Source organism: Cetobacterium sp. ZOR0034 (genome assembly GCF_000799075.1).
GTDB lineage: Bacteria > Fusobacteriota > Fusobacteriia > Fusobacteriales > Fusobacteriaceae > Cetobacterium_A.
Genome location: NZ_JTLI01000021.1, coordinates 1 through 20,264, shown reverse-complemented (window position 1 = coordinate 20,264; position 20,264 = coordinate 1). Strand labels below are relative to the sequence as shown.

Here is a 20,264-nt window from a genome sequence, read left to right as displayed (position 1 = left end):
GAAAAAATGTTGACTTACAATGGATTAGATTTAAAAATAGAGCAATTAAAAAGTATTTTTTTGGTTGAAGAAAATAGAATTCAGAAAATAGAAAATAATTTTATAAAAAAAATATTTAAGACTTTAAAAGAAGATGAAATAATAGATTACTTTGATTCATATTATTACTTTTATTATGAAAATAATGAATTGTTTTTTAGTAAAAATTTGAAATTTTTTAAAAATAATAATTTTAATTTGAAAGAAGATGATTCGTCAAAATATATGATGTTGGAACTAGGGTACATAATACCACCATATACATTATTTAAGAATACTTACCGTATTTTTCCAAATTCAAAACTTAAAGTAAAAAAAAATAAAGATGGATTAACATTTGAAATAGAAAGTTTACATTGGGATTTAAAAAATAAAACAATATTAAATTACGATGAAGTTCTTATAAAATTCAAAGAAATTTTAAACGAAAATTTAAAAAAAATATTAAAAAATAAAGATGTTATGTTTACTCTTTCAGGAGGAGCAGATTCCTCGTTAATATTAAAGTTGAGTAAAGAGTATTTAAAAAAAGATGATTTTGTTGTGACAGTAGAATCGCCGGGACAAAAAGAAGAACTTGAGAGATCAAAAAATATTTGTAAAGAATTAAGTATAAACCAAATAGTAATAAATTCAGATATAGAGGATTATGACAGAATAAGAATAGAATATATAGAAAAGTATTTAGAACCCATTTTTGATCCAATAGCCCCTTTAGAATATAAAATTGCTAAGCAAAATGGAGATATAAATAGAGTAATTATAGAAGGGCAAGCTGCGGATTCTCTTTATATGGGGTTACCTCATAATTTAGCATTTAATTTATATAAAAAATTTAGACCATATAGAAAAATTTGTATATTGTTATCATATGTATTGAAAAATATCAGTATTAGTAAAGATACAAAATTAGGTAGATTTACAAATAGGCTAAAAAAAATATCAAATTCATTTAGAGCAGAAAATGAATTTGAATTTATATTAAATATATTAGGTGTTCATAGAATATTTTCTGAAAGAAATAGCGAATATATCTCTAGAATAGAAGAAACTATTAAATTATTGTCGAAAAAATATAGTGGAAATCACTTAATTGCATATTTCTTTATGTACAGAATATTACCAGCAAGAGAAATGCAGAAATATAGGATGTTAGTTGATGAGGGATATAAATTTGAATTTCCTTATATTCAAGGGAAAGCTTTGGGTTTTTATGTAACATTACCAGAGAATTTTTTAACAGAGAAAAACCAAAGAAAAAAAATTATTTTTGATTTATGTAAATCTGAATTGAAAGATATTAATTTTAAAGGGCGAACGACACCATTCTCAATAAAGTTAGAAAGAGAAAAAATGGATTTTAAAGGAGAAGGGTTTTTAGAAAAAGAAATAAAAAAAATAGAAGATAAAAATTTGATTTCAGATAATTTAAAAAATTATATTTTATTTAAGAAGTTTTTATAAAAATAAATTCGACGAAATGATAAACGAACCGAATAATTTAAAAAGTATGTGTTCTTAATTTAAAATACTAAATTTTTTAAAGTAGTATCTGATATCTTATTTCTTTTAAATAGTATGATCATACAAACTAATGAAGTTGAATTAAAATCTAGTGATTTTAGATAAAAAAATTAGAGTAAAAGCAAAGGTGAGTAGTGATTTTATTTAGCAAAATTTAATTAAATATATTGAAGTAACAGATTATAATTAAATTTGGGTTTATAGATATAGGGTGAAAAAGAATGAGGATATCTCTCAGATATTATAGATTTTACAGTTGTAAGATGATTGCTCTAGTAATCTTTTAGTTAGACATATTTAACTTTATTCGTAGGTTATATACAAATGAGATAAAAGTCATACTAATAATAACAGATATTATATTAAATTTAATTTAAAAATATATAAGTATGTTATAGGAACTGTAAAGCTCAAAAAAATTTGTCTATTTATCTCTAAATGAATATGAAATAAATTGTATGATTTATAAAATTATATTTAAATAGTTATTGTAATATTAAATGATACATTATGATAACTATTCTACAAGTATTATTAAGTTTAAAAAATTAGGAAAATTTCTTATAGAATTCTATATATAACGATAGATATTATTCTGAAGATTATCTAAACGTAATGTTAATACTAAATTAATGCTTAATAAAACAAAAAATAATAGTAGTAGGAGATAAATAAAATGAAAATTTTAATTAGTGTTATAATGACTGTTTATAATGCAGAAGATTTTTTAGAAGAGACTATTCTAAGTATATTGAAGCAAACATATCAAAATTTTGAATTTTTAATAGTTAATGATAACTCAACAGATAGAAGTTTAAAAATACTAGAGAAATATGAAAAGCTTGATAATAGGATTAAAGTTATAAATCTAGGGAAATTAGGACGAGGAAAAGCTTTAAATGTAGCTTTAGAAAATTCTAAAGGTGAATACATAGCTAATATTGATTCAGATGATCCATCATATTCAAATAGATTGGAAGTTCAAAAAGAATATTTAGACAAAAATTCTGATGTAGTTTTAGTTGGAAGTGATAGTATTATTATAGATGAAAAATCACAAAAAATAGGAGAAATGAAAAATCCTAGAACATATAAAGAAATAAAAAATATTATGCCAAAAAAATGTCCATTTAATCATAGTTCTGTAATGTATAGAAAAAATGTAATTTTAAAAATTGGTGGTTATAATCAAGAATTATCTGGACAATTAGATTATGATCTTTGGATAAGAATTTTAAAAGACTTTAAAGCTGAAAATATAGCACAAATTTTAGTAACAAAAAGAATACACAAGAATCAATATTTTGAAGGAAATATATTAACGAAGAGCTATAGATTACTTTTAAAAAATCAAGTAAGAGCAATAAAAGAATTAAAACTTTCTAAAATAAACTATATATATATAATTAGACTGATAATAAAAATATCAATACCAAGAAAAATAAAATTATATATTAAAAATTTAAATAAAAATATTTAAATAATGTGAGTTTTAAATTTGAGTTTATATTGTAATTAAAATAAGACTAAAAAATAATATTAATTGGATTTTTAAAAGTAAAGGAGAAATAATGATTGCTTATTATGTAATCTTAATGTATTTTTTAAAAAATATAATTATAAAAAAAACAAGTAAAATTATAAAAAAAATTGAGGATATTATATTATTAATCTTTTTATCATTTTCTTATTATATGGGGACGGATTGGTTAGCATATCGTGAAATATATAATAATATAGAAGATAAAAATAAATTTATAAATACTAAAATAGAAATGGGGTATCTATTGTATAATTTATTAATGAAAAAAATATTTAGAATGGATTATACAATATTTATGGGAGTTACATTATTTATTTGTGCAGCTATTTTATTAAAAGAATTAAGAGAAAGATCAGTAAATAAAGAGCTAGCAACCTTTATTTATTTAAGTTTATATTTATATAATGCTTGTATAGAACCAGTAGTAAGGCAATTAATAGCAACAACTATAATTATCTATGCATTAAAATATATAGATCGGCAGAAAATATTTAGATATCTTTTATTTATTTTAATAGCCTCTCAATTTCATAAAACAGCGATTATATTTTTGGGGTTATATTTTTTAGATAAATTAAATTTAAACTTAAAAAATACAATTTTTTTTGTTATTGTAAGTATTGTAGCTATTGAAAATATTGAAGTTATATTTTCATTATTTTCAAAACTAGTGCCAGGATTACAAAAATTTGAATTTTACTTTACAAATACCAGATATGGCCAGAGAAGTATAAATTTAGTTCAGATAATTAAAAGATTAATAATGTCAAGTATGTATATATATATAGTTTTTTTTGCATACGATTACTATTTTCAAAAAAAAAATTATATAAAAAATGCAGCTATATTATTTTGCATTATATTAAATTTACAATATAAATTGAATATATTGTATAGATTTCAAAATTATTTATCATTTTTCTTAGCGATAGTTTTGTCAAGTGTGGGATATGTTAAAATTTTAAATAAAAGGAAAACAAGCTTTCAAACGATATTGCCAATTATATACTTGATATTTTTTTCTAGTATTTTTTACAAAAGCATAACGAATAGTGAATTAAATAAATTTAGATATGGAAATTATAAAAATTATTTTATAGAGATTTTAAAAGGAAATAGATTAACAGAAAAAAAAGTGTACATTTATCAAGAAAAAGTGATGAAGATGATTTATGAAGAGGATAACAAATAAAAGGTTATTATGATGCTAAAACATTTAGATTATAGAAGGAGATTAAATTAATGAAATATTTACACATAATGCCAAATGAAAAATTTATAGTTTCATACATTGAATTTATAGAAAAGAGTTTTAAAATAAATGATCATTTATTTTATATAATGAGTGGAGTAAATTATATTAATATACCTAATAAAAAAAGAGTTAAATCCTTTAATAAAAAAATAAAAAATTCTTTTCTAAAAAAATTATATATGATTTTAAGTTATTTAAGAATATATATAAACATGATAAAAAGTAAAAAAATAATTTTACATAGTTTACTTAGTTCATTAACAATATTATTTTTATTTTTTAATCCATGGTTTTTAAAAAAATGTAACTGGGTTATGTGGGGAGGAGATTTGTATTCATATAGAAATAGGAATATAAATTCTTTTAAGAAAAAGATATATTATAAAATGGAAGATTATGTAAAAAAAAATATAGGACAAATTTCTTACTTGGCAGAAGGAGACTATTATTTAGCTAAAGAATTTTATGATGTTAAAGGAGTTGGAAAGCGAGCAATATATATAAATCCTGTTGATTTAAGTAGTTTAGAAAAATATAAAGATAAAAAAAATAATAAAGATATTTTGAATATTCAAGTTGGAAATTCAGCTGATCCTGAAAATAATCATTTAGAAATTTTAGATAAATTAGAAAAATTTAAAGGTGAAAATATTAAAATTTTTGTACCTTTATCATATGGTAATACTGAGAACGCTTTAAAAGTTAAAAAATATGGTGAAGATAAATTTGGGGAAAAATTTATAGGTATGTTAGAATTTTTCAAGCCTGAAAAATATGCAGAATATTTATCAGATATAGATATATTGATTTTTAATCACAATAGACAGCAAGGTCTAGGAAATATATTTGCATTGGCTTATTTAAATAAGAAAATTTATATGAGAAGTGACATTTCAAGTTGGGATTATTTAAAAAATGATTTAAATTTAGAGATTCATGATGTGGTAGAAATAAACAAATTTGAAGATTTAAAAAAAAATCAAATAATTTCAAATAAAGAAAAAGTACTTAAAACAGTTTATTCAGACGAATATATAAAAAAAATTTGGGAAGAAAATTTTAATGTTTAGGAGAGGATATGGAAAGTAGTTTAAAAACAAAAGTATTATCTTCATTAATTTGGAAACTATTAGAAAGAACAGGGATTCAAGGAATACAGTTTGTTATTCAAATTGTGTTGGCTAGATTACTATCTCCAAAAGATTATGGAGTAATAGCTATAATAATGATTTTTATAGCCTTAGCAAATGTTTTTATTCAGAGTGGATTTAGTACAGCTCTTATACAAAAGAAAAATACAGATGAACTTGATTATTCATCTGTATTTTATCTAAGTTTGGGACTAGCAGGCATTTTATATTTTATTTTATATCTATGTGCACCTATAATAGCTAATTTTTATAAAATGAATGAATTAATTAATATTTTAAGAGTGCTATCTTTGACTCTTTTTTTAGGAGCTTTTAATTCAATTCAAAATGTATTTATTGCTAAAAATCTTGATTTTAAGAAGCAATTTTTTAGTAGCTTAATTGGAATTATATGTTCAGGAGTTTTAGGAATAGTTTTAGCTTATAAAGGATTTGGAGTTTGGACATTAGTTTATCAACAACTTATGAATCAACTGTTGATTTGTTTAGTTTTATTGTTTATAGTAAAGTGGAGACCAAAGTTTTTGTTTTCATTTAAAAGAATAAAAAAATTATTTATTTTTGGGAGTAAATTATTGATTTCATCATTATTAGATACACTATATATGAATCTGACAAGCTTAGTTATAGGAAAATTTTATAATCCAGCTATGTTGGGTTATTATAATCGTGGAAATCAATTTCCTCAATTAATTGTTTCCAATTTTAACGGAGCAATTCAATCTGTAATCTTTCCAACTCTTGCAGCAGAACAGCATAATAAAATAAGGGTAAAAGAAATTATGAGAAGATCAATTGTAACGAGTTCATATATAATTTTTCCTCTAATGATAGGATTGATAGCTGTATCAGAGCCTTTGATAAAATTATTATTAACAGATAAGTGGCTAGATTGCATTCCATATTTAAGAATATTTTGTCTTTCGTATGCACTTTGGCCTATTCATACAGCAAATTTACAGGCTATAAATGCTATCGGTAGAAGTGATGTATTTTTAAAATTAGAGATAGTAAAAAAAATAATTGGTTTAATAATTTTAATGATATCTTTAAAATATGGAGTTTTTGCAATAGCAATAGGAGTAGTTATATCAGGATTATTAGCATCATTTATAAATGGTTATCCTAATAAAAAACTGTTGGATTATGGATATTTAGAGCAAATGAAAGATGTGCTACCATCATTGATTCTTTCATTAATAATGGGAATAGTTATAATGATACTATCAAAATTTAATTTATCAGATTTAATTTTAATTTTGTTTCAAATTTTAGTTGGAATAATTACATACTTAGGATTATCATACAGTCTAAAATTAGAGTGTTTTATGTATATATTAAAAATATTAAAGAGAAAGTAAAAAAGGGGGAAGAATATTGGAGATATTAAAGGAAAAAATATTAGTCACAAAATCTTTTTTACCACCATTCTCAGAATTTTCTAAAGAGATAGAGAAGATCTGGGAATCACGTTGGTTAACTAATATGGGACCATTACATGAGGAGTTTAAAAAAGGATTAACACAATGCTTGAAAGTAAAAAATACAACACTGTGTAGTAATGGACATTTGGCTTTAGAGATAGCTTTAAAAGCTTTAGAATTACCAAAAGCTGGAGAAGTAATAACAACTCCATTTACTTTTGCTTCAACAACACACGCAATAGTAAATTGTGGTTTAAAACCTGTGTTTTGTGATATAGAGATGCAAACTTATAATTTAGATGCAGAAAAAATAGAGAGCTTAATAACAGAAAAAACGGTTGCCATAATGCCTGTTCATGTATTTGGAAATCCTTGTAATGTAAATAAAATTGAAGAGATTGCTAAAAAGTATAACTTAAAGGTTTTATATGATGCAGCTCATGCTTTTGGAGTAGAGATTAAAGATAGAGGGATTGGAAGTTTTGGAGATATGTCTATGTTTAGCTTACATGCCACAAAAGTTTTTAATAGTATTGAGGGAGGAGCTTTAACATATAATAACTCTGACTTACAAAAAAAATTAAGATTATATAAAAACTTTGGAATAACAGGACCAGAAACAGTAGAAGCAGTTGGATTGAATTGTAAAATGAATGAATTTCAAGCTGCTATGGGAATTGTTAATTTAAGATATATTGATGAGCAAATTCAAAAAAGAAAAGATATTACCAATAGATATAGAACGCATTTAAATTCTATAGAAGGTATTAGTTTTATTCATGATTTAGAAGATGTTAAGCATAATTATTCATATTTTCCAATAGTAATAGATGAAGAAAAATTTGGTAAAACAAGGGATGAATTATTTGATGAATTACAAAATTATAATATTTTTACAAGAAAATATTTTTATCCATTGATAACAGATTTTGATTGTTACAAAGAAGAGTATAAAAATGTTGAATTAAAAAATGCTAAATATATCTCAGATAGAGTTTTAACTTTACCAATGTATGGAGATTTAGAACTAGAAATTGTTGATTATATATGCGAAGCGATAGGAAAGATTGGAGGGTAAAAATGGGATTTTATACAAGAGAAGAGTTAAATAAAATAGGATTTAAATCGATTGGAGAAAATGTATTAATTAGTGATAAATGTAGTATATACTCTCCTCAAAAAATATCAATAGGAAATAATGTAAGAATAGATGATTTTTGTATTTTAAGTGGAGATATAAAAATAGGGAATTATATACATATAGCTACATATAGTGCTCTTTTTGGTGGTGCAGGAATAGAAATGGAAGATTTTAGTGGTATTTCATCAAGAGTTACTATCTATAGTGTTTCGGATGATTATAGTGGTGAATTTTTAACAAATCCGACAGTTCCTAGTAAATTTAAAAAAGTGGAAGAAGGAAAAGTAATTTTAAAAAAGCATTCATTAGTAGGAGCTAGTACAGTTGTATTACCCGGAGTTATATTAGGAGAAGGTACATCTATAGGTGCTAATAGTTTAGTTACTAAGTCAACAGAGGAATGGAGTATCTATTTTGGTAACCCGGTAAAAAGATTGAAAGCTAGAAAAAAAGATTTATTAGAATTGGAAAAACAATTATTAGAAGAGGATAAAAATGTTTGATGTAGGAGTTTTAGCTATAGGTAGCTATGTACCAACTAAGAAATTAACAAATTTTGATTTTGAAAAAACTTTAGAAACTTCAAATGAATGGATTGTAGAAAGAACTGGAATAAGAGAAAGATATATTGCTGAAAAGAATGAAAAAGCTTCAGATTTAGCTTTAAAAGCAGTTCAAAATTTATTATCTAAAAATTTAGTTCAAAAAGAAGAAATAGATATGATAATATTATCAACAGCAACGCCAGATTATAAAGGTTATCCTTCAACAGCTTGTATTTTACAAGCAAAAATAGGTTTAAAAAATATTCCATGTTTTGATATAACTGCTGCTTGTAGCGGATTAATATATGCTATAAGTATGGCTAATGCTTATATAAAATCAGGATTATATAAAAATATACTTGTTGTTAGTACAGAAAAAAATTCAGAAATTTTAGATTGGCAAGATAGAAATACAGCGGTTTTATTTGGTGATGGAGCATCAGCTTTAGTTTTATCAAATACTTCAAAAAATATAATAAAAAAAATAGAAATCTCTTCAGATGGTGAAAACCATAAAGTTTTAGTTGTTGACCCATTTATAAAAATGGAAGGTAAAGAAGTTTTTAAGTATGCTGTAAAAGAAGGAACTAGATTGATTGAAAAAGTTTGCTTAGAAACAAATTTAACTAAAGAAGAGATAGATATTTTTATACCTCATCAAGCTAATACTAGAATTATAGATGGAATAGCAAAAAAGTTAAAAGTAGATAAAAATTTATTTTATTCGAACGTTGAAAAATATGGAAATACTTCTTCTGCATCAATAGGAATAGCTTTAGATGAAGTAAATAGAGAACAAAAACTAGATTTAAGCTCAAAAGTAGCTTTATTCTCATTTGGAGCAGGATTGTCATCTGGAGTTCTATTATTTGAATACAATGAAAAAATTTAGAGGGGTGGAGTATGAAGGGAATAATTTTAGCAGGAGGGTCAGGAACTAGGCTTTATCCTCTAACAAAAGCTATAAGTAAGCAAATAATGCCGGTGTACGATAAGCCGATGATCTATTATCCATTATCTGTATTGATGTTAGCTGGAATAAGAGAGGTTTTGATAATTTCAACACCTAGAGATTTGCCAGTATTTAAAGAGTTATTAGGAGATGGAAGTGATTTAGGAATGGTATTCCAGTATAAAATCCAAGAAGAGCCAAAAGGATTAGCAGAAGCTTTTATAATTGGAGAAGAGTTCATAGGTGATGATAGTGTTGCTTTAGTTTTAGGAGATAATATCTTCTTTGGTCAAGGGTTCTCACCAGTTGTAAAAAAAGCTGCAAAGTTGGAAGATGGAGCAGAGATATTTGGATACTTAGTACAAGACCCAAGAGCTTATGGTGTAGTAGAGTTTGACGAGAATTTAAATGTAGTATCATTAGAGGAAAAACCAGAAGTACCAAAATCTAAATTTGCAGTGCCGGGATTATATTTCTATGACAATAGTGTAATAGAAAAAGCTAAAAATTTAAAACCTTCTAAAAGAGAAGAGTTAGAAATAACTGATTTAAATAGAATCTATATGGAAGAGAAAAATTTAAAAGTGAATCTTTTAGGTAGAGGATTTGCATGGCTAGATACAGGGACACATTCATCTTTATTAGAAGCTTCTAACTTTATAGAAACTATTCAAAATAGACAAGGACACTATGTAGCTTGTATAGAAGAGATTGCTTACAGAAATAGATGGATAAGCAAAGAGAAACTATTGGAATTAGCTAATCCATTGATGAAGACAGAGTATGGTCAGTACTTAGTTGAGATTAGTGAAGAGATATAGGGGGAACTTTAGTATGAAAAAGTATCTTGTGACAGGTGGTGCTGGGTTTATCGGTGCTAACTTTGTAAAATATATGTTAGAGAAGTATGAAAATATAGAGATAGTTATCTTAGATAAGTTAACTTACGCAGGGAATCTTGGGACTATAAGAGAAGAGTTAAAGGATAGCAGAGTAACTTTCTTTAAGGGAGATATCTGTAACCGTGAGTTAGTAGAGAATATATTTATGGCTCATGATATAGATTATGTAGTTAACTTTGCTGCTGAGTCTCATGTGGATAGAAGTATAGAAAATCCAGGGATATTCTTAGAGACAAATATTCTTGGAACACAAAGTCTGATGGAGGTTGCAAAAGCTTTCTGGACTGTTGGAAAGGATTCGAATGGTTATCCTATCTATAAAGAGGGGAAAAAATTCCATCATGTTTCAACAGATGAGGTATATGGAAGTTTAGCTAAGGACTGGGAGATTGCAAAAGAGTTAATCTTAGATCCGGCTGTGGCGAGTATAGCTTCTGGAAGAGCTAATCTTCAAACTTATGGAGATGCGATGTTCTTAGAGACGACTCCACTTGATCCTCGTAGTCCATATTCAGCATCAAAGACAGCGTCGGATATGATAGTTATGGCGTACGGAGAGACATATAAGTTCCCATTCAATATAACAAGATGTTCTAATAACTATGGACCTTACCACTTCCCAGAGAAGTTGATTCCTTTAATCATTAAGAATATCTTAGCTGGAAAGAAGTTACCAGTATATGGAAAGGGAGATAACGTAAGAGATTGGCTTTATGTTATGGACCACTGTAAGGGAATCGATATGGTAATATCAAAAGCAGAAGCTCACCAAATCTACAATATCGGTGGATTCAATGAAGAGCAAAACATCAATATTGTAAAATTGACTATAGATACTATAGCTAGAATAATGAGAGATGAGCCTGAATATAGAAGTGTATTAACTACAGATGTAGAGAATATAAACTATGATCTGATCACTTATGTTCAGGATAGACTAGGGCATGATGCTAGATATGCTATCGATCCTACAAAGATTGTAACTGAGCTGGGATGGTACCCAGAGACTCCTTTCACTGAGGGAATCGAAAAGACTATCAGATGGTATCTAGATAACCAAGCTTGGGTTGAAGAGGTAGCTTCTGGTGACTATCAGAAATATTATAATGAGATGTATAAGGATAGATAGACTAAGATTTTTTTGAGTAAGTAATAAGTTGAATAAAAAAAGGTTGAAACGAAATTTATAAAGTTAAAAGAATCTGGAGATAAAAATTATGAAAAAAATAACCAAAGCAGTTATTCCAGCAGCGGGATTAGGAACTAGAGTTTTACCTGCAACTAAAGCCCAGCCCAAAGAAATGTTGGTAATCGTTGATAAACCATCACTGCAATACGTAGTAGAGGAGCTAGTAGAGTCTGGAATAGAGGATATATTAATAGTAACAGGAAGAAACAAAAACTCGATAGAGGATCATTTTGATCATTCGTTTGAGTTAGAAAATACATTAGCTAGAGGTGGAAAGGATGAACTTTTACAAAAAGTTGAGACTATTCATGGTATGGCTAATATATATTATGTAAGACAAAACCATCCTTTAGGATTAGGACATGCTGTATTAAAAGCTAAGAGTTTTATAGGAGATGAACCTTTTGTAATAGCTCTTGGAGATGATATAATGTACAATCCTGATAAAGAGGTAACAGCACAACTTATAGAGAAGTATAATGAATATGGTTCTTCTATAATAGGTGTTCAAGAGGTAGATCCAAAGGATGTATCTAAATATGGAGTAGTAAAACCAGTAGAGGAACTTGATTCTAGAACTGTAGTTATGTCTGATTTTGTTGAGAAACCAAAGTTAGAAGAAGCGCCATCATTTAAGGCTTGTTTAGGAAGATATCTATTAACATCAGATATATTTAACTACTTAGAAAAAACAGAAGCTGGTAAAGGTGGAGAGATTCAACTTACAGATGCTATTTTAGCTATGATAAATGATAATAAAAAAGTTTTAGCTTATGACTTCGAAGGAAAAAGGTATGACATAGGGAATAAAATTGGATTATTAAAAGCTAATATAGAGTTTGGACTACGTAGTTCTGAAACAAGCGAAGATTTAAAAGAGTACCTGAAATCGATAAAATTATAAAAATTAAAAAACCTTCTAGATTGATAATATGTTTATCTTTCTAGGAGGTTTAAGTAAAATAAAAAATAGTCCTATAAAGTTGAAAAAGAATAAAAAACACTTTTGTTCATAAAATTAATCTTGAAGAGATTTTAAAAAAACTTAAAAAATTTTCAAGTAGAGGATATATAAAAAAAAGATTATAATGTAATTACAATAGTTTAACTATAAATAGGGAGGGGAATTGTGAAGGGAAAAACAAAGGTAATTAAGGATTTGGTACATGAGTATGTAACGTTAGATGAAGAATGTCAAAAGATAATAGATACTCCAAGCTTTCAGAGATTGAAGAATATAAAGCAACTGACAGCAGGATATCTATTTCCATCTGCAACTCATACAAGGTTTGAACATTCATTGGGGGTAATGAAGTTAGCAATGGATTTTTTCTATGAGATTGAAGAGAGTTTCGAAGTTGTATGTGATAAGATAACTTGTAGAAAGTCCACAGAATACTATAGAGATAACCTAAAGATAGCAGCACTGTTGCATGATTTAGGTCATGCACCTCTATCACATTTAGGAGAGGGATTTTATGAGAAAGATTTAATAAAAGATGAGTTGAAGCCTAAGTGTGGATATAGAAATATAAATTTCGAAGAGATATTTGGAAAAGATTCAAAAGGGTCTCCTCATGAGATTATGTCGTGCTATTGTATTTTAGAAAATATGGCACCTTTATTGGATAAAAATGAGAATGTAGATTACGAGTTTATATGTAGAATAATAACTGGTAATTTGTATAAAAAAGATGGAGTTATAAAGGATTATTGGGCAAGAAATATAATGATATCGATAGTAAATTCAGATAGCATAGATGTGGATAAACTTGACTATTTGATGAGAGACAATCATATGTGTGGATATCCAGCACCTCATATAGATGTTCCTAGACTTTTAAGATCTATGTATATAAAGAATAAAAAGCTGTGTTTCTCGAGTAGTGGAATACCAGCGTTACAATCAATAATAGATTCAAGAGATATGTTGTATCTATGGGTATATAATCATCACATTCCTGTTTACACAGATTATATAACTTCTGATATTATAAGACATATAATTGCTAAAGAGAAGGAAAATGGAAGTTTTGAATTCTATAAAAAGTATTTCTCACCTGCTGCTGTATCTAAGGAGTTTGTTTCAGATAGTGATATATACGTGATGCTAAAGGATAGGTATCTGGATTCTGTAAATGGGAGAGAAGAGGATGATTTCATTAAAAAGAATATAGTTCAATTGTTTACGAGGGATTTCTTGAAGCCGACTTGGAAGACGATATATGAGTATAGTGATTTCTTGGAGAAAGAGATTGTGGATGAGAATATGCTTACATATATTAAAGAGAAGCTTTTGGATAATGATAGAAGAGATTTAAGGGTTGATATTGTTAAAAAGATGAGAACTAAGTTGGGGTTGGATTCGGGAGATCTGTTTATAATCACAAGGTCGAATAAGTTTTATCATAAGGGAGAGCCTTCAGCTTTTAATGTTATGATAGACGAGCAGGAGAGAAGCTTATCTAAGCTTTTACCACAAAAGGATTATCAGAAGTTTGATAATATATCGTTTTATATATTTGGGCCGAAGGAAAAGAAAGAGATTTTGAAGAAGACTTTTATTGATGTTGTGAAAGAGGAGTTAGGGAGTTAAAACGTTATATGACTATACAAAAAATTATCAAATATAACTATTGAGCTTAGATATAAAAATATTTATAATGAAAACTTTAGTGTCAGAAGAAAATTAGATTTTTTTGGACGTCATTCGAAAAAATGTAGTAGAGTGATGGATTACAAAAAAATATAAAATAAAAGATTATTAATTGGGATTAGATTTGGTGAAACTATTAAAGCGAATGTAGCAGATGAAAAGTTAGATATAAGAAATTTAAAGTATATTCCTTTAGTTATAGCTGGTTGGATGTGTTATCTGATGAGAGTAACAATGCCTTTGAGTAGTGATCCTCTATTGGAAGAGTTGAAAGCTAATTTGAATAGTATAAAATACTTGGATTCTAGTAGTTATGAAAAAGGAAAATTGAATAAAATTCTTTCAAATAAAAATATATTTGGGATTGATTTAGTTCAAATTGGGATGGCTGATTTAATCGAAGAGTATTTCTTAGATATGATTAAAGAGGTTGGTGGAGTTAGGAAAACTTTGGAAAAGGTGTTATAAGTAGAAAAGAGCTAGTGAACTAGCTCTTTTTTTGTGTTCGATTGAAAAGATAATATCCTTGTCCATATAATTAATCTTGAAGATATTTTAAAAAAACTTAAAAAAATTTCAAGTAGATAAGAGATGTAATTTAAAATATAATATAAATATTGATCAAAGAACTATATATACTAAGCGAGGGGAATGTATGATTAGAGAGGAAAGAGTGTTAAAAAGATTTTTAAAAAGAAAGGTTTCATTTAATGTTAGTGTGTTGGTGTGTTTTTTAATAACAGGGACACTTCTATATTCAAATTCAGAGATTGTTGTAGACGGAAAGGAATTTGTGAATGATTTATTAATAACATCAGATCAAAACTATAGTATAGGAATATCTGGTATGAATAAAGCTGAGATTATAAACTCAGAGTCTGGAAGAATAGTTCTAAATGGTATTAATTCAGTTGGTATGTCGGGTAATTTTTCTACCTTAATAAATAGAGGTGAGATAGAAACAACAGCAGATGGAGCTCTTGGAATGCAATTAACAACTAGTAGTAATGGAAGAAACGAGGGAACTATAAAAACAAATGGAGTAAATGCTATGGGAGTTCTTATACTTTCTAACTCTAAGTTTGAAAATGTAGGAACAATTGAGGTTACAGGGGATGCCTTTGATAACCACAGTGTAAACTCAGGTATAGATGTTCAAGGTACAGCTACCGGGGTAAATAATGGATATATTAAAACAACAGGAGAGGCTTCTTTTGGAATAAGAAATAGTGGAATTGGAATAAATGGAAAAGATGGTGTTATAGAAACCGAAGGTAAATATGGAACGGGGATTTATGGTCAAATCAATGAGGACCGGGATCAAGGCATTATTAAAAACTATGGAAAAGTTCTAACAAAAGGTGAAATGGCCACAGGAATGAATATCGACAGAGGAACTATGAGTAACTTTGGAGCTGTAGAAACAACGGGATATGCAGCAGCAGGACTTAGAATAAGTAATGGGGTTGGATTAAATGAAAAAGGTGGTTTTATTCTTACAAATGGAGAAGCAGCCAAAGGAATTGTTGTGGATGTATATAGAGAGAATGAAGAATCAGAAGTTATCAATAGAGGAACAGTAGAAACAGCAGGAGTAGGAGCTAACGGTATAGATAGTACATTCTCGACAGTTCAAAATGATGGAAACATATATACAAGTGGTCAAGGTGCAAGAGGTATTACTCTTAAAAACTCAGAGGGGACAAATGGGATTGATGGACATATAAAAACCGAAGGTGATAGAGCAAATGGTATGGATGTCAGAGGTGGTTCAACAGGAAGTAACTATGGAAAAATAGAAACAAGTGGTGATAGAGCAAAAGGAGTAAGTGTAAATTCTACTGCCTATACTATAAAAAGAATGTATGAGAATGGAGTTACAACTGAAGAGATATTTACATCAGAAAAAGGAGCTACTTTTGTAAATGAAGTTGAAGGAAAAATAATAACGAAGGGTGATAAAGCCTACGGAGTTTACTTAGACAGCTATTTAGCTGATGATGATGTATACAGATTAGCCGAAGAGCTTGGAGTAACTTTAGATGAGATAGATATAAAAAAAGCTGAGTTTGTAAATAATGGAAAAATAGAAACTCATGGCGAAAAAGCTTATGGAATCTACTCTTCAAATTCAATAGCTACAAATAACGGTTCTATTCACACTAGGGGAAAGGGAGCTTATGGTATCTATGCAGAGAACTACTCAGTTATAAACCACAATGGAAGCATACATGTAAATGACCCAAATGCTTATGGGATAGTTTATGATTCAACTTCAACAGTGAATATATCTAAAAATGCAGAGATAAAAGTGAATGGAAACTCATCTAACGCTATCTATATGGTTGAGGGATTGAAGAGGACTTTAAATGATGAAAAATCTATATTGAATAGCTATGGAGATATCACTGTTGAAGGAGATGGAGCTAAAGGAATTGTTTTATCTGGAAAAGGTGAAGCTATAAATAGTGGAAATATAGATCTTGTCGGTATTGATGTAGTTGGTATGCTTGGAGTTGGGAAAGATTCAACTGTGACGAATTCAGGAACAATAGCTTTAAACTTAGAGGATAAAAGTATAGCTATGAAGGGTGAGAGTGGTGCTTTAATAAAAAATGAGGGAACTATAAAATTAAAGGATTTTTCTGAAGAAACAATAACACAAAAACAGTTAGATACTATTTTAAATGTAGATTCTGAGAGTACATTAATCAACAGTGGAGTTGTGTTTAACTCAGAGAATAAAGTTGTAATTGCAGCTGGTGAATCAGTAGGAGAGAGTATAGAAAATATAGAGAAAGATGAGGTTTTAAAATCTGATGAGACTTTAACTATAACGGGGGAAAGATTGGAAGGAGTTTTAAATCAAAGTGAGAATTTTGTGGAAGAACCTGATAAATATCTTTTATCTGTAAACTCTTCTGAGTTGAATCTATCTGGAACTGTAAATGCAGGACAGAATGCTATAGAGATTTTAGAAAATTCAAAAGTTAACTTCAGCGGAAGTGTAAATAGTTTAGGAATAGCTTTTGAATTAGAAGGAGCAGAATTAAACTCTGAAGGTGGAAATATAGTTGGAGATATAGTTTTAAATGAAACTAATAAAATTACTTTATCAAACACTGAGATAGAGGGAAATATACTAGGAAACTCAGGTAGCTCTTCAGATATAGTTATAGAAAACAACACATCTTTAAAAGGGGATATATTATTAGGGGATGGAGATGACAGTTTAAAAATTGATTCATCTTCAGGAAATCTACTATTATCTAGTACGACGATAGATGGAGGACTTGGAAAGGATAATTTAACGATAGGAACTGAAGGAGAGCTGACTATTGTTAAGGCCAATATAAGTAACTTTGATGAGAATAGATATGTAGGGGATGTCTATATTGAATCGTCAGCAAAGATTGTATCTGAAGATATAGAACTTAATGGAAGTGGGAATATAAAAATATCTGCGAATAGTAATTTAGTTTTAGGAGTGGGGACTTCTGGAGAAAACTCACTTGATTCTATCGAAGGAAATAGTATTACATCAGAAGAAGGGGGAAAACTTATACTTCATAGCGAAGATTTAGTTTTAGATAGTGAGGGTACTTTCAGAGTGGATTTAATAGGAACAGAAGTAGTCTTAGAGGATGAGGATATCTTAGCTTCACAGTTTATTTACAATGTATCTCAAGTTGAAAGCGGAGTTTTAGAATTTTCTATGAAAGAACTTCAAGAGATTGGAATGGATTCGAAGTATCAGGATATATATAATAGTATAATATCTTCTGATAGTTTAGGAGATTTGAATTCTCTTTATCTTGGAAATGAAAAGGAGTTTGAAAGAATCTTAGCAGGAATAATGTATAAAACACCTTACACTTACTCGTTAAAGATGAGTTCGGATGTTTCGAAGACTTGGATGGATGCGGTTCGAGGTTTTGATGGGGAAGTGAAGGTTGGTGAGTGGAGAACGAAGGGGCAGGCTTTAGGATTTAAAGATAGCTTTGATGGCGAGTATGGGCATGAAAGTCAATTTGCAGGACTTCTTGCACTTGGTGAGTATGGAATAGATGAAAACACTGGAGTTGGAATAGCTTTTGGTGGAGGTTCTGGAAAAGTTAATTTAGATGAGACTGCATCTAAATTAGAAAGTGATAATTTCTATCTGGGGGTATTTTCAAGAAGAGAGATTGGGCAGTTTAAAATATCTGGATCTCTTGGATATGGAAAAGATAGATATGAAAGTGAAAGGGTTTTAGAAAATAAAGTTGATTATTTCAAGTTTGATGAAAAGTATGATGTAGATGTTTTAAGTCTTGGAGTTGAAGGAAGTTATAATCATAATATCTCAAACGGATTGAGCTTAGAGCCAAAAGTTGGATTTAGATATAGCTATATATCTGGAGAATCGATAGATGAAAAAAGTGAGAAAATGTCTATGAAGGCGGATAGTTTAAAGGGGGATATATTTGAAGGTGAAGTTGGAATTCAGCTTCAAAAAGAGATAGCTCAATATCAAGGTATAAAAGGACAGATATTCCTAGGGGTGGGATATTCATATCTGTTTGGTGATACTGAAGCAGGAGTAGATGCTAGAATTGGAGACGGAAGTAGATTTAGCTTGGAAGGACCTGACTTTGGTGGTTCGAAATGCAACCTTACTATAGGAACGGAACTGATGAGTGAGAGTGGATATAGTTATGGAGTTAGTTTTACTTATGGAGTAGGAGATGACATGCAGAGTGTATCTGGAGGGGTATCTTTAGGGTATATATTTTAATGAATTTAACTTTACTAATAATACAATTAAAAATAATTATACACAATGAATAAAATAAAAAAAGAGCTAGTTTTCGCCCCTAGCTCTTTTTCATACAATGAAACTTATGTCATTGAATCTTTTTGTTTGTTAGAAATATTATACTTTTATTCAAAATAAAAATCAATAAAATTATAAAAAAACCTTAGGGGTCTTTTTTTGATGAGAGTTTTAGAATGTGGTATAATATATTAAAAAAAGGTGGTGGAAAGTATGGAGAGCAAAAAATTACCAATCGGTGTGAGTGACTTTAAAGAGTTAATAGAAGAAAACTACTATTACATTGATAAAACAGGATTTATAGAGGAAATTTTAGAGAAAAGAGCTAAGGTCACATTAATTTGTAGACCAAGAAGATTTGGTAAGACTCTGAATATGAGTACTTTGAAATACTTTTTAGATAGAAAAAATGCAGAGGAGAATAATCAACTTTTTAGAGGTTTAAATATAGAAAAGAGTAAATATATGGCTGAGGCAGGAAAATATCCAGTTATATTTTTAACTATGAAGGGGATTAATGGAGAGAACTATTCTAAATTTTTACAAAAGTTCAGCTCGGTTTTGAGTGATTTATATAATGACTATGAAGATCTTAGAGAGTCACTTAATCTGAAAGAGAAGATGTATTTTGACAAAGTTTGGTTAGGAGAATCCGATACAGATTTGACAAGAGCTTTAAAATTTTTGAGTGATATTGTATATAAATATTCTGGAATAAAGCCAGTGCTACTAATAGATGAGTATGATTCGCCAATGATAGTGGCTCATGAAAAAGGTTATTATGAAGAGGTGAAAGAGCTGATAGGGGATTTTTATGGTGAAGCCTTAAAGGATGCACCAATCTCTTTTGCAGTAGTAACTGGGATTTTGAGAGTGGCAAAAGAATCTATATTTTCTAGTTTAAATAATTTGAAAGTTTCTACGCTATTAACAAATAATTACAATCATTTTGGAATGACAGAGGGTGAAGTAGAAACTATTTTAAAATATTATGGATTAGAAACAGAGCTCGATTTAGCTAAGAGTTGGTATAACGGTTATACTTTTGGAAATGAAAAAGTGTATAACCCTTGGAGTATATTAAATCACTGTGAGAATGGAGATTTAATATCTTACTGGGTAAATAC

15 protein-coding genes are annotated in these 20,264 nt (G+C 28.2%); all 15 read left to right on the top strand.

The features are described from left to right. The first annotated feature begins 6 nt into the window (after positions 1–6). On the top strand, positions 7–1,503 hold the full coding sequence (locus tag L992_RS05625) for an asparagine synthase-related protein (protein WP_047394918.1): 1,497 nt from the start codon (positions 7–9) through the stop codon (positions 1,501–1,503). Between the two features lie 736 nt (positions 1,504–2,239). After that, entirely contained in the window at positions 2,240–3,043 is an 804-nt protein-coding gene (locus L992_RS05620) for a glycosyltransferase (protein WP_052193917.1), read from the top strand. A 91-nt stretch (positions 3,044–3,134) separates the two neighbouring features. Next, a complete protein-coding gene (locus tag L992_RS05615) occupies positions 3,135–4,298 on the top strand; it encodes an EpsG family protein (RefSeq protein ID WP_047394917.1) in 1,164 nt (387 codons plus the stop codon). A gap of 50 nt (positions 4,299–4,348) precedes the next feature. Continuing rightward, positions 4,349–5,431, top strand: coding sequence for a TDP-N-acetylfucosamine:lipid II N-acetylfucosaminyltransferase (locus L992_RS05610; RefSeq protein WP_047394914.1), 1,083 nt, complete (start codon positions 4,349–4,351; stop codon positions 5,429–5,431). Between the two features lie 8 nt (positions 5,432–5,439). After that, entirely contained in the window at positions 5,440–6,873 is a 1,434-nt protein-coding gene (locus L992_RS05605) for a lipopolysaccharide biosynthesis protein (protein ID WP_047394911.1), read from the top strand. Positions 6,874–6,889: 16 nt separating this feature from the next. Continuing rightward, complete coding sequence (locus L992_RS05600) at positions 6,890–8,014, top strand: DegT/DnrJ/EryC1/StrS aminotransferase family protein (protein WP_156110650.1); 1,125 nt, start codon at positions 6,890–6,892, stop codon at positions 8,012–8,014. A gap of 2 nt (positions 8,015–8,016) precedes the next feature. Beyond that, entirely contained in the window at positions 8,017–8,580 is a 564-nt protein-coding gene (locus tag L992_RS05595; protein ID WP_047394906.1) for an acyltransferase, read from the top strand. Next, a complete protein-coding gene (locus L992_RS05590; protein WP_047394904.1) occupies positions 8,573–9,514 on the top strand; it encodes a beta-ketoacyl-ACP synthase III in 942 nt (313 codons plus the stop codon). The genes L992_RS05595 and L992_RS05590 overlap by 8 nt, the downstream gene beginning before the upstream one ends. 11 nt (positions 9,515–9,525) lie before the next feature. Further along, entirely contained in the window at positions 9,526–10,395 is an 870-nt protein-coding gene (gene rfbA / locus L992_RS05585; RefSeq protein WP_047394901.1) for a glucose-1-phosphate thymidylyltransferase RfbA, read from the top strand. A gap of 13 nt (positions 10,396–10,408) precedes the next feature. Continuing rightward, positions 10,409–11,605 carry a dTDP-glucose 4,6-dehydratase gene (locus tag L992_RS05580; protein WP_047394898.1) on the top strand — a complete coding sequence of 399 codons (1,197 nt, stop codon included), beginning with the start codon at positions 10,409–10,411 and terminating at the stop codon, positions 11,603–11,605. Between the two features lie 88 nt (positions 11,606–11,693). After that, positions 11,694–12,569, top strand: coding sequence for a UTP--glucose-1-phosphate uridylyltransferase GalU (galU, locus tag L992_RS05575; RefSeq protein ID WP_047394895.1), 876 nt, complete (start codon positions 11,694–11,696; stop codon positions 12,567–12,569). 225 nt (positions 12,570–12,794) lie between these two features. Beyond that, on the top strand, positions 12,795–14,261 hold the full coding sequence (locus L992_RS05570) for an HD domain-containing protein (protein WP_047394893.1): 1,467 nt from the start codon (positions 12,795–12,797) through the stop codon (positions 14,259–14,261). A gap of 282 nt (positions 14,262–14,543) precedes the next feature. Beyond that, positions 14,544–14,789: a hypothetical protein gene (locus L992_RS05565; protein WP_047394891.1), complete on the top strand. Its 246-nt coding sequence runs from the start codon at positions 14,544–14,546 to the stop codon at positions 14,787–14,789. Between the two features lie 187 nt (positions 14,790–14,976). Then, positions 14,977–19,098 carry an autotransporter domain-containing protein gene (locus L992_RS05560; protein ID WP_047394889.1) on the top strand — a complete coding sequence of 1,374 codons (4,122 nt, stop codon included), beginning with the start codon at positions 14,977–14,979 and terminating at the stop codon, positions 19,096–19,098. 252 nt (positions 19,099–19,350) lie between these two features. After that, positions 19,351–20,264 (top strand): AAA family ATPase (locus tag L992_RS05555; protein WP_047394886.1); only part of this gene is annotated, 914 nt, incomplete at its 3' end.

What these genes read in the sequence shown, in the direction of transcription:
- L992_RS05625 (WP_047394918.1), top strand. Translation starts at nt 7, where the DNA reads ATGTTGACTTACAATGGATTAGATTTAAAAATAGAGCAATTAAAAAGT.
- L992_RS05620 (WP_052193917.1), top strand. Translation starts at nt 2,240, where the DNA reads ATGAAAATTTTAATTAGTGTTATAATGACTGTTTATAATGCAGAAGAT.
- L992_RS05615 (WP_047394917.1), top strand. Translation starts at nt 3,135, where the DNA reads ATGATTGCTTATTATGTAATCTTAATGTATTTTTTAAAAAATATAATT.
- L992_RS05610 (WP_047394914.1), top strand. Translation starts at nt 4,349, where the DNA reads ATGAAATATTTACACATAATGCCAAATGAAAAATTTATAGTTTCATAC.
- L992_RS05605 (WP_047394911.1), top strand. Translation starts at nt 5,440, where the DNA reads ATGGAAAGTAGTTTAAAAACAAAAGTATTATCTTCATTAATTTGGAAA.
- L992_RS05595 (WP_047394906.1), top strand. Translation starts at nt 8,017, where the DNA reads ATGGGATTTTATACAAGAGAAGAGTTAAATAAAATAGGATTTAAATCG.
- L992_RS05590 (WP_047394904.1), top strand. Translation starts at nt 8,573, where the DNA reads ATGTTTGATGTAGGAGTTTTAGCTATAGGTAGCTATGTACCAACTAAG.
- rfbA (WP_047394901.1), top strand. Translation starts at nt 9,526, where the DNA reads ATGAAGGGAATAATTTTAGCAGGAGGGTCAGGAACTAGGCTTTATCCT.
- L992_RS05580 (WP_047394898.1), top strand. Translation starts at nt 10,409, where the DNA reads ATGAAAAAGTATCTTGTGACAGGTGGTGCTGGGTTTATCGGTGCTAAC.
- galU (WP_047394895.1), top strand. Translation starts at nt 11,694, where the DNA reads ATGAAAAAAATAACCAAAGCAGTTATTCCAGCAGCGGGATTAGGAACT.
- L992_RS05565 (WP_047394891.1), top strand. Translation starts at nt 14,544, where the DNA reads ATGAGAGTAACAATGCCTTTGAGTAGTGATCCTCTATTGGAAGAGTTG.
- L992_RS05560 (WP_047394889.1), top strand. Translation starts at nt 14,977, where the DNA reads ATGATTAGAGAGGAAAGAGTGTTAAAAAGATTTTTAAAAAGAAAGGTT.